15 protein-coding genes and 1 riboswitch are annotated in these 12,484 nt (G+C 67.9%); all 15 genes read right to left on the bottom strand.

Features of this window, described 5'->3' with window-relative positions:
- Positions 1-4: 4 nt before the first annotated feature.
- The 15 genes from bluB to ABZN20_RS08225 all read right to left on the bottom strand — a co-directional run bounded on the left by bluB (position 5) and on the right by ABZN20_RS08225 (position 12,128).
- Positions 5-670, bottom strand: coding sequence for a 5,6-dimethylbenzimidazole synthase (bluB, locus tag ABZN20_RS08155; protein ID WP_367027332.1), 666 nt, complete (start codon positions 668-670; stop codon positions 5-7).
- Entirely contained in the window at positions 667-1,953 is a 1,287-nt protein-coding gene (locus tag ABZN20_RS08160) for a cobyrinate a,c-diamide synthase (protein WP_367027333.1), read from the bottom strand. The genes bluB and ABZN20_RS08160 overlap by 4 nt, the downstream gene beginning before the upstream one ends.
- Entirely contained in the window at positions 1,950-2,552 is a 603-nt protein-coding gene (gene cobO, locus ABZN20_RS08165; RefSeq protein ID WP_367027334.1) for a cob(I)yrinic acid a,c-diamide adenosyltransferase, read from the bottom strand. Before cobO ends, ABZN20_RS08160 begins: the two co-directional genes overlap by 4 nt.
- Positions 2,539-2,895, bottom strand: a complete 357-nt coding sequence (locus ABZN20_RS08170; protein ID WP_367027335.1) for a (2Fe-2S) ferredoxin domain-containing protein — start codon at positions 2,893-2,895, stop codon at positions 2,539-2,541. Before ABZN20_RS08170 ends, cobO begins: the two co-directional genes overlap by 14 nt.
- Positions 2,888-4,270 carry a precorrin-3B C(17)-methyltransferase gene (cobJ, locus tag ABZN20_RS08175; protein WP_367027336.1) on the bottom strand — a complete coding sequence of 461 codons (1,383 nt, stop codon included), beginning with the start codon at positions 4,268-4,270 and terminating at the stop codon, positions 2,888-2,890. The genes ABZN20_RS08170 and cobJ overlap by 8 nt, the downstream gene beginning before the upstream one ends.
- Positions 4,260-4,658 carry a cobalamin biosynthesis protein gene (locus ABZN20_RS08180; protein WP_367027337.1) on the bottom strand — a complete coding sequence of 133 codons (399 nt, stop codon included), beginning with the start codon at positions 4,656-4,658 and terminating at the stop codon, positions 4,260-4,262. The genes cobJ and ABZN20_RS08180 overlap by 11 nt, the downstream gene beginning before the upstream one ends.
- Positions 4,659-4,846: 188 nt before the next feature.
- On the bottom strand, positions 4,847-5,581 hold the full coding sequence (locus ABZN20_RS08185) for a cobalamin biosynthesis central domain-containing protein (protein ID WP_367027338.1): 735 nt from the start codon (positions 5,579-5,581) through the stop codon (positions 4,847-4,849).
- Positions 5,582-5,663: 82 nt separating this feature from the next.
- On the bottom strand, positions 5,664-6,434 hold the full coding sequence (cobI, locus tag ABZN20_RS08190) for a precorrin-2 C(20)-methyltransferase (RefSeq protein ID WP_367027339.1): 771 nt from the start codon (positions 6,432-6,434) through the stop codon (positions 5,664-5,666).
- Entirely contained in the window at positions 6,427-7,710 is a 1,284-nt protein-coding gene (gene cbiE, locus ABZN20_RS08195; protein ID WP_367027340.1) for a precorrin-6y C5,15-methyltransferase (decarboxylating) subunit CbiE, read from the bottom strand. The genes cobI and cbiE overlap by 8 nt, the downstream gene beginning before the upstream one ends.
- Positions 7,703-8,812, bottom strand: a complete 1,110-nt coding sequence (locus ABZN20_RS08200; RefSeq protein WP_367027341.1) for a cobalt-precorrin-5B (C(1))-methyltransferase — start codon at positions 8,810-8,812, stop codon at positions 7,703-7,705. Before ABZN20_RS08200 ends, cbiE begins: the two co-directional genes overlap by 8 nt.
- Positions 8,813-8,820: 8 nt before the next feature.
- Positions 8,821-9,480, bottom strand: a complete 660-nt coding sequence (locus ABZN20_RS08205) for a precorrin-8X methylmutase (protein WP_367027342.1) — start codon at positions 9,478-9,480, stop codon at positions 8,821-8,823.
- Positions 9,477-10,328 carry a sirohydrochlorin chelatase gene (locus ABZN20_RS08210; RefSeq protein WP_367027343.1) on the bottom strand — a complete coding sequence of 284 codons (852 nt, stop codon included), beginning with the start codon at positions 10,326-10,328 and terminating at the stop codon, positions 9,477-9,479. Before ABZN20_RS08210 ends, ABZN20_RS08205 begins: the two co-directional genes overlap by 4 nt.
- Positions 10,325-11,128, bottom strand: a complete 804-nt coding sequence (gene cobM, locus ABZN20_RS08215) for a precorrin-4 C(11)-methyltransferase (RefSeq protein ID WP_282213241.1) — start codon at positions 11,126-11,128, stop codon at positions 10,325-10,327. The genes ABZN20_RS08210 and cobM overlap by 4 nt, the downstream gene beginning before the upstream one ends.
- Positions 11,129-11,141: 13 nt before the next feature.
- Complete coding sequence (locus ABZN20_RS08220) at positions 11,142-11,822, bottom strand: CbtA family protein (protein WP_282213240.1); 681 nt, start codon at positions 11,820-11,822, stop codon at positions 11,142-11,144.
- Positions 11,823-11,825: 3 nt separating this feature from the next.
- Complete coding sequence (locus tag ABZN20_RS08225) at positions 11,826-12,128, bottom strand: CbtB domain-containing protein (protein WP_282213239.1); 303 nt, start codon at positions 12,126-12,128, stop codon at positions 11,826-11,828.
- Positions 12,113-12,363: riboswitch (cobalamin riboswitch) on the bottom strand. (Overlaps the previous gene by 16 nt.)
- Positions 12,364-12,484: the final 121 nt, after the last annotated feature.

A 12,484-nucleotide genomic window follows, 5' to 3' on the forward strand; every position in this document is an offset into this window, starting at 1 on the left:
GGCGCTATTCCCCGGTCCCGAACGCCCGCCGGTTCCAGCGGTTTTCGAAGACCATATCCTCGAGGTCATGGCGCTGTTCCCAGCCCGCCGATTCCAGCATGGGGCGGGGGTAGAAGGACTCGACATGCCCCAGGCAAAGCAGCGCCACCGGTTTGCCGCCCGGCGGAATCTCCAGCATCCCGGCCAATTCCACCGGATCGAAGAACGACACCCAGCCCATCCCCAAGCCCTCCGCGCGGGCCGCCAGCCAGAGGTTCTGGATGGCGCAGGCGAGCGAGGCCAAGTCCATCTCGGGGAGGGTACGGCGCCCGAAGACGTGCCGGTCGCGGCCGTCGACCAGCACCGCCACCAGGAGCTCGCCGCATTCGAGAATACCCTCGATTTTGAGCTTCCAGAACTCGTCCACCCTGTCGCCCAAGGCTTCGGCGGTGCGCCGGCGTTCGGTCTCCACCAGCGCGTGGATGCGTTCGCGCAAGCTCCGGTCGGTGATGCGGATGAAGCGCCAGGGCTGCATGAAGCCCACGCTGGGCGCCTGATGGGCGGCCGTCAGCAGGCGCCGCAGCATCGTGGGGTCGACCGGATCGGGCCTGAAATGGCGCATGTCGCGCCGCTCGTAGATGGCGCGGTAGACCGCGGCGGTCTCCTCCGGCGAAAAAGCCTGATCCGTCATGGCCGCAGCAGCTCCGCCGCGACTGCCGGACAGGACGGTAGATACCAGTGCAGATAGGAGGCGGTCAGCCGGCCTTGCCGGTAGACCGCTTCGCCGGCGCCGCTCCTGCGCCGCTCCGCCACGAGCAGCGGCGGCAGCGGCGTTTCCAGGCGCGAATAGTGGAAGGTGTGGGCGCGCAATTCTCCGGACCGGAAGGCGGCCGACTGCAAGCCCAGCCCCGCCAGCCGCGTCTGCATCTGCGCCCGGCCGGGCAGGATGCCGCACATCGCGCCGGCCTGTCCGTCGTGGTCCGCCAGTTCCTTCAAGAGGTACAGCAGGCCGCCGCATTCGGCGAGCATCGGCTTGCCGGCGGCGGCATGCTCCCGTAGCGACGCCTTCATCCCGGTGTTTCCGGACAGGGTATCCAGGTGCAGTTCGGGATAGCCGCCGGGCAGATAGACGCTGTCCACCTGCGGCAGGCTTCGATCCCAGAGCGGCGAGAAGAAAACCAGATTCGCCCCCATGGCCCGGAGCAGGTCGAGGTTGGCCGGATAGAGGAAGGAAAAGGCTTCGTCCCTTGCGATGCCGATGCGGACGCCTTCCAGCAGGCGCGGCGGGATCGCGGCGGGCTCGGGTGCGAACGGGACGCTGTCCGGCAGATTCGCGAGGCCGGTCCCGGCGATGGCATCGGCCAGCGTGTCCAGCCGCCGGTCCAGATCGCCGACTTCGAGGGCCTGGACCAGCCCCAGATGCCGGTCGGGAAAGCCGGCGTCGGGCTGGCGGAAGAACGCGCCCCGGAACGGGATGGCCTCGGGCACGCTGGCGCGCAGCATGTCGGCGTGGCCGGACGAAGCGACCCGGTTGGCAACGACGCCGGCGAAGGAAAGGTCCGGCCGGTATGTCGCCAGCCCGTGCGCGACCGCGCCGAAGGTTTCCGCCATGCCCGAGGCGTCGATCACCGCCAGCACCGGCACTCCGAAGGTCTGCGCAAGATCGGCGGCGGACGGCGCGCCGTCGAACAGGCCCATGACGCCTTCGATGAGGATCAGGTCGGCGGATCGGGCGGCCTCGAACAAAAGGCTTCGGCATTGGGCTTCCCCGACCAGCCAGAGGTCGAGCTGATAGACCGGCTGGCCGCTGGCCGCCCGCAGCAACATCGGGTCCAGAAAATCGGGGCCGACCTTGAACACCCGCACCCGCCGCCCCTGGCGGACGTGGTAACGCGCCAGCGCCGCGGTCAGCGTGGTCTTGCCCTGGCCCGATGCGGGTCCGGCGATCAGGAGGGCGGGACAGGCGGCGCTCAAAATTCGATCCCCTTCTGCGCCCGGATGCCCTGGGCGAAGGCATGCTTGACGTTGGTGACTTCGCTGACGGTATCGGCCACCTCGATCAACTCGGGCCTGGCGCCCCGACCGGTGACGACCACGTGCTGACCCGCGACGCGCCGGCTCAGATCGGCCAATACCCGCTCCAGCGGCAGATAGCCGTGCTTGAGCACGATATTCAGCTCATCCAGCACGACCAGTGCCAGTTCCGGGTTCTGCAGCATGGCGCGGGCGGTTTCCCAGGCGGCTTCGGCGGCCTGCATGTCCCGCTGCCGGTCCTGGGTGACCCAGGTGAAGCCTTCGCCCATGACCCGGTAATCGACCTCCGCGGGGAAGCGGCGGAAGAACGCCTCCTCGCCGGTGGAAGACGCGCCCTTGATGAACTGCACGACTCCCACTTTCATGCCGTGGCCCAAGGCCCGCGCGATCATGCCGAAAGCCGAGCTGCTCTTGCCCTTGCCGATGCCGGTGAGCACCAGCAAGAGACCCTTGTCCCGGGTGGCGCGGGCGACCTTCGCTCCGACGACCTCCCGCTTGCGCGCCATGCGGGCGCGGTGGCGTTCCTCAGAGGGCGCCACAGCCCGGTCCTTGGTGGTAAATCAGCTCCGCCACCGGTTCGCCGCCGACCAGATGCTCGCGGATGATGCGGTCCAGATTGGCCTCGGTGACGTTGTAGTACCAGACGCCGTCCGGCTGGACGCAGACGAGGGGGCCGGATTTGCAGGTGGCGAAACAGGAGACGCGGGTGCGCTTCACGCGCAGCTCGCCCCGATCGATGCCGGCGGCCTCGAACTTCTCGCCCAGGGCGTCGAACAGGGCCTGCGACTCGCCGTTCGTGGTGCAGCGCGGGCCGGTGCAGACCAGGAGGTGGCGCCTGTAGGCGCCCATTTTGGGCTTGTTCGGGTCTTGAATATCACTCATCGGTTTCGGTCTCCGGCTCGGGTGCTTCGTCCGCTGGGACGAAAGGCTGCCCGTAGCGTTCACGGGACTGGTGGAAACGGCTCAGGGCGGCGGCGTCGAAGTTCCCGTCCGCTTGGATCAGCAGCAAGGAGAAGACCGCGTCCCCGGCTTCGTCCAGGAAATAGACCCCATGCTGGCGGTGTTCCCGGCTGTAGAACCAGAGGCCCCTGACCCGGGACAGGTCCGCGTGCAGATGGAAGTGCGGGTTGACCAGGTTGAGCCAATCGCCGCGGCGGCTGAAATCCTGGGCCTCGCACAGCAGTTCGGTCACCGCGCCGCCTTCGTTGCGTATCACGGCGCGCAGCCGGCCCCACTGGCGCGCGCTGTCCAGCAGGGCGTCGAGGTCCCGGCGCGCCACGGCCGTCGCCGTATGGGTTCCGGCCTCTTCGTCCGGCCGGGCCGCCGCCACGGCGGCGAGGATTTCGCCCAGGGGCGCGTCGAAATGGCAGGCCGCCTCGCGAAAGGAGCGGTCCGGATCTTCACGCAGCCAGCGGCGCGCGCAGCCGTGCCAGCCGGCCAGGCCCATGCCGAGGGAATGTCCGGCCCGCTCGCCGTCCTTGGCGGCGCCGGTGAGCCCGTCGTATTTGTTGGCATAGCCCCGCGGCGTGATCATCAGTCCTTCGCGCATGACTGTGCCGCCGTTGCCGATCAGTACCGTGCACAGCATGCCGATGTCGCAGTCGGCCATGGTGTCCAGCGTGGTCGTCTGGATGTTCTGCCGGCGGCGGTAGGCGGACTTGACGATGGCCACCGGCGTATCCGGCCGGCGGTGGCGCAGCAGGATGCGCTGCGCCTCGACGATCTGGCGGGTACGGCGGCCGCTCTTCGGGTTGTACAAGGCCACCACGAAATCGCCCCGCGCCGCCGCCTCCAGCCGCCGCGCGATCACGGGCCAGGGCGTGAGCAGATCGGACAGCGAGATGGAGCAGAAGTCGTGGGTGAGCGGCGCGCCGACCAGCGCCGCGCAGGCGTTCAGCGCCGTGGCGCCGGGAATCACTTCCACCGCGATGCCGCTCGCGGGAGTCCAGCCGGCCTGCAGCAGCACCTCGAAGGTGGGGCCGGCCATGCCGTAGATGCCGATGTCGCCCGACGAGATCAGGGCCACGGTCTTGCCCTGGAGCGCCTGCTCGTAGGCTTCCACGCAGCGGTCGATTTCCTCGGTCATGCCCTTGCGGACCACCTCCTTGCCGTCCAGGAGTTCCTGCACCAGCTTGATGTAGGTGGCATAGCCGATCACCACGTCTGCCTCGGCGATGGCCTCCCGCGCCCGGTAGGTCATGTGCTCGGGGGCGCCGGGGCCGAAGCCCACCAGCAGGATTTTGCCTTTATTCATCATTCAGCCTTGCGATTGAAACCGTGGCGTTCTTGCCATCCGCGCCCCGGTATTTGTATTTTTCCAGCAGCAAGTCGTCGATCCCGCCCCGGGCGGCGAGCAGGGCCGCGGCTTCGGCCACCGCCGGCGTGCCCATGTAGCGGCGCACCGTTTCCGAGGGGTTGGGCACCGGCACGCGCGCCAGTTCCTCCGCCGTGTAAAAGCGCAGGGGCCAGCCGTGACGGGCCGCCAGTCGCAGGATCGCGTCCTCGTCGTTCTTCTTGTCGATGGTGGCCAGCCCCACGACTGCGCCACTGCTCAGCCCGGCCAGCGCCAAGGCCTCTTCCACTGCGGTTTGCAGGGTCTCCGGCGCCGTGCCGCGGTCGCAGCCCAGGCCCAGAATGACCCGCAATGTTGTTGAATTTAGCCCCTCTCCCTGTGGGGAGAGCGCAGCGAGGGGGGCGGAGCCGGTTGGGGTGAGGGCCTCGGCGCCCAATGCTTGCGACGAAGTAGTTGAAACATTCAGCGCTGTTGCCCTCACCCCGCCCTCTCCCAGAGGGAGAGGGTTCCATATTTCAACAGCATTGAAGATGATCCACGTCATGATGCTTCTTCCGGCGGGCGGTAGACCACCAGCCGCTCTTCCAGCTTCGCCCACAGTTCGGGCGCGATCTCGCGGTGCGTCACCCAGAGCACGGCGCGATAGCGGTCCAGGTCGACGTCCTCGAAGCGCTCGAAGCAGTGGATGTTGGCGGGCAGCGGCGTAGACCTTGTCCACCAGCTCCGCGATCCCGCCTCCTGCACGAAGGCGATGGGCTCCTCGTTCACCACATGGGCGGATACCCTCGTGATGTTGAGCTTCGGCGCTTCCACCCGCCAGCCCAGCTCCCGCCCCAGAATGTCCACCGGGATGGTCTTGCCGACATCGGAGGCCGTGGTCAGCACGGCCGTGGCGCCGAGCAGCGCGGCCAGGTGCTCGGCATAGGCGTTGGCGCCGCCCACATGGCCGGACAGCACCGGGATCACGAACCGGGCGCTGTCGTCCACCACCAGCACGCCGGGGTCTTCGTCCTTGGACACGAGGTGCGGCGCGATCAGGCGCACCACCGCACCCAGGGACACGAAGAACACCAGTTGGTCGTAGCCGGCGAACAGTTCGCCGATGTGGGCGCTCAGGGCGCCGGCCAGAACCCGGACGGGGTTGGCCAGGGGCGGCAGATCGGCGAATTTCTCCGTGACCACCACCTCGGCTTCCGGCAGTTTATCGGCCAGTTGCAGAAGCTTTTGGACGCCGTGCTTGGTGATGCCTACCAGGGCGATTCGGGGTGTCGTCATTTCAGTGGTGAGTGGTGAGTGAAAGCGTGTGCCCGCGTTCTTCGGCATCGAGGTTTTTTTCTTACCATTCATCACTCGCCACTCACCACTTCATTTTGCGGCAGCCGCGCCGCATCTCGCCGCGTAGCCGCTCCGGATTTTTCACCAGCAGCAGCGACAGGTAATTCACCTTCTCGCCGCGCAGGCGGGCTACGTCGTGCTCGGCCCGTTCGGCGGGCGTGCCGGCCTTCTCGACGAAAGCGGCGTACGGCAGCAGGCCGCGCCGTTCCAGCAGGTCCAGGACGTCGTCGAGCAGCGGCTTCACCTTCAGCAGCACCAGGGTGTCGAAGTCGTCCAGCAGCCGCTCGATCAGCCCGATGCCGTAGCCGGCGGGAATGATCGCCACGGTCTCGTCCGTGTCGGCCAGCGGCATTTCCAGCCGGGCGGCGGCGGCGTTGAAGGACGGCACCCCGGCGACGGCCTCGACGACGATGCCGGGCTCGAGTGCCCTGACCGTCCGGGCCAGATGGATGAAGGTGGAATAAGTGGAAACGTCCCCTTCGGCCAGGAACAGCACGTCCTTGTCTTCCCGCAATCGCGTCAGCACGGATTCGGCCGCACGCAGCCAATAGCCCGCCAGGATTTCCGCGTCGTGGGTCATGGGAAAGACCAGCGGCGTGTGTTCCGCCGGCAACGCCAGCCCCGCGTCCAGGGCGATTTGCAGTGCGAAGCCGTCGGCGCCCTTTTTCCGGACCGGGTAGCTCCAATGGGCGTCGGTCCGTTGCAGCAGTTCGAAGGCGCGGCGGGTGATCAGTCCGGGATCGCCGGGGCCGAGCGACACGCCGTAAAGGCGCCCCTTGTTGATTTCACTCATCGGTTCCTCGCTGGGCGCAAACGATCCAGATCGGGTTTTCCGCCTGCAGGCGGTGCATGTCCAGGATGGGACGGCTGCGCGCCGCCTGGAGCTGGGTGACATCCCAGCTTGCCCCGGACGCCTTCAGAGCATCCACCGCCGCCGCCAGGTTTTCCAGGGTGGCGAAGTTCATCACCAGCCAGCCCCCCGTCCGCAGACGTTGCAGGCAGAGCCGGATCAGCTCGCGCAGTTCGCCGCCGGAGCCGCCGATGAAGATGCCGTGGGGGTCGGGCCAGCCGTCCAGTTCCTGCGGAGCCTTGGCCTGGACCAGCGTGTAGTTGGTGACGCGGAGGCTCTCGCGGTTGCTCAGGGCGATGGCGAAGTCCTCCGCGTTCTTCTCGATGGCGTAGACGTGGCCCTGGGGGCACAGGCGCGCCGCTTCCAGGCCGACCGCGCCGGAACCCGCGCCGATGTCCCAGACGAGGCTGTCCGGGCGCAGCGCCAGCCGGGCCAGGGACACGGCGCGCACCTCGCGCTTGGTGATGAGGCCCTTGTCCGGGGCGCGCCGCCGGAAACGGGTGTCGGGGAGCCCGAACAGCGCTTCCCGCTCGCATGGCCGGCGGCGCAGCAGCACCACGTTGGGATCGGCGTAGCGCCGTCCGGCGGCCTCGGCGATGCCCTGCCAGCCGGTGATCCGCTCGTCCGTCTGCAAAAGCTTCTCAGCGACGGCCATCTCGAATTCCTCGCCCAGCCCTTCGGCCTGCAACATCCGGGCGATGCGGTCCGGGCCGTTTTCCGGGCTGGTGAACACGCCCATGAGATCGGCCTGCCGCAGCTTTTGCAGCAGCCCGTACAAACCGTGTTCGGGCCCGGCGCCCGGCGTCCACTCGCCGGCATCGCGGCTATGCACCGAGCCGATGGCCATGTCCTGCCAGGGCAGTCCCAGCCGGGCGCAGGCGAGCTGGATCGTGGAGACGTTGGGGAGGATCTCCAAGGCCTCCCGGCCGAGCTTGCCGCCCAGATAGGCGGCGATGCCGTGGCACAGCGGATCGCCGGTGGCCAGCACAGCGACCCGCTTTCCGTTCCGGCGCGCCTCGGCGATCCAGTCCGGCACTTGCGGAAGACGTCCGCCCAGATCGCGCCGTTCGGCGCCTTCGGCCAAATGCCCTGCAAACAAAGACAGGGTGCGCCCGGCGCCGATCACCAGATCGGCGGCGCGAAGGCTCGCCAGCGCATCTGGCGTCAGACCCTCGGCGCCGTTGTCCAGTACGCCGACGATGCGGCAGGGCTCAGTCATGCCGCCATTCCTCCGAGACCTCCGCCAGCTTGTTGGCTTCGAAATCGCACATCAAGATCCGCAAAGTAAATTGATCGGGATAGCGCCCGCGCAGGGTCCGGATCGCCCGCCGCCCCAGTGCTTCGTAAAAGGCCGTGATCAGGCCCAGTTCTTCCATGCGCTCGCTGGCGTAGCGGGCCATGGCGGAGCTCCGGATGTCCGCGCAGACTTCGGCGGGCGCGCCCACGTCGGCGGCGATGTCCGCCAGGAGGTCGGTATCCACCGCGTTGCGATTGGCGTGGGTGATGGTTTCGCCTTGGGCGATCTTGGTCAGCTTGCCAACCATGCCGCCGATCACCACATGGCGGATACCGTATCGCACGACGGTGTCCAGGGCATACTTGAGGAAATCGCCCATCTGCACGAAGCAGGCCGGCGGCAACCGCGGCAGTTCGTTCATCACGAAGCGCTCGGTGCGGCCGCCCGTGGTGAGCACCACGGTGTCCTGACCCTGGCGGGCGGCGACCTCGATGGCCTGGACGACGCTGGCGCGGAAGGCGGCGGTCGAATAAGGGTGGACGATGCCGGTGGTGCCGAGGATGGAAAGGCCGCCGATGATGCCGAGGCGGTAGTTCAGCGTGCGCTTCGCGATCTCCTCGCCGCCGGGCACGGAGATGACGACTTCCAGCCCGGCCCGCTCCAGCAAGCCCCCCGCCGCCTCGCGCACGTTGGCTTCGATGTTGCGGCGCGGCACCGGATTGATGGCGGGTCCGCCGACCTCGAGCCCCAGGCCCTGCATGGTGACGGTGCCCACGCCGGCGCCGCCCTTCAGGCTCACGACGCCGGGCATCTCCGGAAGCAGGGTCACGTCGGCGGTGAGGCGCGCCTTGTCCGTCACGTCCGGATCGTCCCCGGCGTCCTTGATCACCACGGCGTGGGCCGTTTTGCCGTCGCAGCGGCCGTCGGTGACGGCGAACACGACGCGCTGGCCGTTGGGCAGTTCGCAGTCCACCCGTTCCGGCACCGTGCCCCGCACCAGCCCCAGGGTTGCCGCCCGCGCCGCGGCGGCGGAGCAGGCGCCGGTGGTAAAGCCGGTGCGGGTGCCCTTGGGTTTCTTTTCCATCCGCCCGGCTACTGGCCTCCTTCGGCCAGGGCCAGCAAGGCATGCAATGCCGCGACCACCAGGGTGGAACCGCCCTTGCGGCCCATGGTGACGATCCAGGGAACGGTTTCCAGCGCGGCCGTTTCGGCCTTGGATTCCGCCGCCGCCACGAAGCCCACCGGCATGCCGACGATCAGCGCCGGCTTCAGTCCGTCCTCGCGGATCATGCGCACCACTTCCAGCAGGGCGGTGGGCGCGTTGCCCACGGCGACGACGCCGTTGTCCAGCAGCCCCGCCGACCGGGCCTTGCGCATGGCCTGCACGGCCCGCGTGGTGTTCTCCGCCTTGGCGTCGGCGATCACGTCCGGATCGGCGATGAACTGGTGGGCGGCCATGCCGAAATGGTCCAGGCGCGGTTTTGACAGCCCCACGCAAATCATTTCGACGTCGGCGACGAGGGGGGCGCCGGCGCGGATCGCCCGGATACCCGCCGCGATGGCTTCCGGATGGAAGCGGGTCAGGCCGTTGAATTCGAAATCGGCGGTGGCGTGGATCATACGCCGCACCACCTGCCATTGCTCGGGGCTGTAGGCGTGGACGCCGGCCTCGGCGTCGACGATGGCGAAGGAATCGTGCTCGATGCGGCGGCCCGCCTCGGTGAGCTGTTCGGTGACGATGTTGTTGCTCATGCTGCGCGATGATCGTGATGATGATGGCCGGCGCCATGCTCGGCGGCGAATTCGCGGTACTTGCAGCCGTCGCACTCCATCATGGCCTGGCCCGGGCCGGCGGCTTCGGCGAGGCGCTGCTCCAGAAGGGCGTAGATTTCCGCCTCGAAACCGAAATAATCGCCCAGTGCGAAATGGACGCGCGGATACTGCTGCTGCAACCGCGCCACCTGGCGCTTGATGCGCTCGATGAGGGTACCGGTGAACAGATAATAGGGCAGAATCACGATCTGCCCCATGTCCAGCCGGACCTGCCGCTGCACGACCGATTCCAGCCGGGGATGGGTGATGCCGGTGAAGGCGATGTCCACCAGCGGGTGTTCCCCCGCTTCGAACAGCCAGCGCGCCATGCGCGCCACGTCGCCGTTCGCCACCCGGTCGGATGAACCGCGGCCCAGGAGCACGATGCCGGTGTTGCGCGGGTCCGGCATGTCCAGGCGGCCCATCGCCTTGCGCAGATTGCGCTCGAGTATGGCGAGGATTCCCTCGCAGGCACCGAGATGGCGGGCATAGACGAACTCGACCTGGGGGTGGCGCAGGCGGGCGTGCTCGATGGCCTCGGGAATCTCCATTTTCACATGGCCCGCGGCGTTGAGGATCAGCGGGGCCACGAGCACCCGTCCGCCCTGGCGCGCGGCACGGTCCAGCCCCTCGTCCAGCAGCACGTCGGCGAATTCGATGAAGCAGACCTCGATGCGCCACTCGGGGCGGCGCTCCCGCCAGTTTGCGGCGAATTGCTCGATTTCCCGGTTGCCGGCGCTTTCCCGGGAACCGTGGCCGACCAATAAAACGGTGTCCTGTGGATTCATGCAGTCTTGTCCGCGTGGCGGAAACGATGGGAAAAACCGGCGTCGTAGAGCTTGGAGCGCCGGATGGCCGGCCACTGGCGCGCGCCCAGGGCCGGACTCACGATGATCATGGCCTGGCTGGTGATGCGCTCGGCCTTGCAGCGCTCGCGGATGTCCGCCAGCGTGCCGCGCACGATTTTTTCCTCGCCCGGCCAGCTCGCCTTGTGCACCACCAGCACCGGCGCCTCGTCGGACCAGCCGGCGTCGAGCAGGGTCTGCCGCACCTCGCGCAGCAGGGTGATCGAGAGGAACAGGCACAGAGTGCAGCGATGGCGGGCCAGCTCCCGCAGGGATTCGCCCTCGGGCATGGGGGTACGTCCCTCGACGCGGGTCAGGATCACCGTCTGGGTGACCTCCGGCAGCGTCAGGCTTTCCACCGCCGCCGCGGCCGAGGCCATGGCCGAGGAGACGCCGGGCACCACGCCCACCTCGATGCCGGCTTCGTCCAGCGGCCGCACCATCTCGATCAGTGCGCCGTACAGGGAAGGATCGCCGGTTTGCAGGCGCACGACGATAGGGTTGCGGCGCGCCTCCCGGATCAGCCACTCGCCGATCTGTTCCAGAGTCATGTCCTTGGAGTCCGCGATCGTGCAACCGGCTTTGGCCCAGCGCAGGGCGGCTTCCGAAACCAGGGAGCCGGCGTAGAGAATGGCGTCGGCGGATTCGACGAGCCTCCTTCCCTTGACCGTGATCAGCTCCGGATCGCCGGGGCCGGCGCCGACGAACCAGACCTTGCCGCCTGCAAAGGTTTCCGTGCTCATGGAAAGCCGAGCATCATTCTGCGGGACAGAAGCGCCGGAAAGCCGCGGCGGAGACTCCCCCCAGCACCCCCCAGAACAGGGCATTGCTCAACAGCGTCGCCAGCCTGAACTGGACGCGGAGAGTTTCCGGCGCCAGCCCGCCGCTCAGAGGGGGGTGGGGAGCGCCGATCAGATGCGGCAAGGCCAGCAGCATGCCGCCCAGTATCCGCAGCGGGCGATGCTCCTGGAGACAAACCAACCCCAGCCCCCCTGCTGTACAAAGGGCGGTAGCCAGCCACCAGGCCTGCCGAGCGCCGAGCTCGGCGGCAAAATCGCCCGGCAACTCCGGCGGCAGCCCCAGCCCGGGCGCGGCGAAGAATACCGCAAAGCCCGCGAGCCCCCATGCCAAGCCTTGCGCCATGCCCTTAGGCCGGCGCCACGCGTACAAACCGGTCAACATCAGTCCGTAGCCTATACCCAGGATGCCGTTCCCGACCGCCGTGGCGAGCAGACGCGGCCAGCCGGTTTCCGGCCGCCAGGCATCCGTCCCCCCATCACGGTTTTCCGTCGGCTCCGGCGCACCGGAGGCGGCCACCTCCTCGTAAACCTCCGCCTGGAGAATCAGCGGAGTCACCCACAAGGCTTGCGTCAGAGTCAGCAGGGATGCAGCCGACAGCCCCGCCAGAAAGGCGGAAAAGCCCAAAGCCCGGAACATTGGTCAGTGACAAGGGAAAGCAGCGGAATGCCGGGTGTCGTGAGCCGCGTTGTGCACGGCCGGCGTCGGCGAAAAGCCGACCATGAGCACCAGAAAACCACCGAGCGCCATCGCGGCGATTGCGGCGGTTCTGGCACCGACATGGATCAGCGAAGAATGGGACAGCGTTCGTGCGTTCATGGGGAACTTTCCGTCAAAAGGCGATCCGGATAAAAAACCGCTGGACGTGAACGCGCCGTTGGCGTCGCCGAAAAGTGCGATGCCAGTGGGCCACGCCCGCCCGCCGCGGGTCAGCACCACTGCCACGGGCCGGTCTCCGGACTTGCGAGCGACACCGGAGGCATCGACCCATCGCCTTCCCGCAAGAGCAAGCCCTTGCAGTGGCGCCGTGATGGGATTTGACTCGCTTACCGTTGCGGGGGCAGTGCCGGCCTTGTTCCCCTCCCCCTGTTTCCGGGGGAGGGAGGGGAACGCACCGGCTTCCCGTTTAACCCGGACGCGGACAGAATGCCGGCCGAGCACCCGAAAGCAGATAGGGCGCACTCTAAGAGATTTGGCCCATCGCGTCAAAATTCGTGCTGACCGGACCACGGCCGTACGGGGTGCTGCCACCGCTATGCAAGACCCGAGCGAACGGCGAGAATCTTGCGTTCCGGTTTGGA

Source organism: Methylococcus sp. ANG, from assembly GCF_040730495.1.
Lineage (GTDB): Bacteria > Pseudomonadota > Gammaproteobacteria > Methylococcales > Methylococcaceae > Methylococcus.